Here is a 657-nt window from a genome sequence, read left to right as displayed (position 1 = left end):
AGGTTAAGTTAGAAAGGGCGCACGGCGGATGCCTTGGCACTAGGAGCCTATGAAGGACGGCACTAACACCGATATGCTTCGGGGAGCTGTAAGTAAGCTTTGATCCGAAGATTTCCGAATGGGGAAACCCACTGCCCGTAATGGGGCAGTACGTTCACGTGAATACATAGCGTGAACGAGGCAGACCCGGAGAACTGAAACATCTAAGTATCCGGAGGAAGAGAAAGAAAAATCGATTCCCTGAGTAGCGGCGAGCGAAACGGGAAAAGCCCAAACCAGGAAGCTTGCTTCCTGGGGTTGTAGGACACTCTATACGGAGTTACAAAGGGATGGATTAGACGAAGCGACCTGGAAAGGTCCGCCATAGCGGGTAAAAGCCCCGTAGTCGAAAGTCCATCCTCTCCAGAGTGGATCCTGAGTACGGCGGAACACGTGAAATTCCGTCGGAATCCGGGAGGACCATCTCCCAAGGCTAAATACTCCCTAGTGACCGATAGTGAACCAGTACCGTGAGGGAAAGGTGAAAAGCACCCCGGAAGGGGAGTGAAAGAGAACCTGAAACCGTGTGCCTACAAGTTGTCAGAGCCCGTTAATGGGTGATGGCGTGCCTTTTGTAGAATGAACCGGCGAGTTACGATTCCATGCAAGGTTAAGCAG

General features: G+C 52.1%; 1 rRNA gene. It reads left to right on the top strand.

Annotation, left to right across the window (positions count from 1 at the left end):
* Window position 1 precedes the first annotated feature (1 nt).
* Window positions 2-657, top strand: a 23S ribosomal RNA gene (locus tag P5G49_RS17460); the annotation flags it as partial.

Origin of the sequence: Sporosarcina highlanderae (genome assembly GCF_030433715.1) — a bacterium.
Taxonomy (GTDB): domain Bacteria; phylum Bacillota; class Bacilli; order Bacillales_A; family Planococcaceae; genus Sporosarcina; species Sporosarcina highlanderae.
The sequence above is the reverse complement of the archived record's forward strand: the minus strand, read 5'-3'. Positions and strand labels throughout refer to the sequence as shown.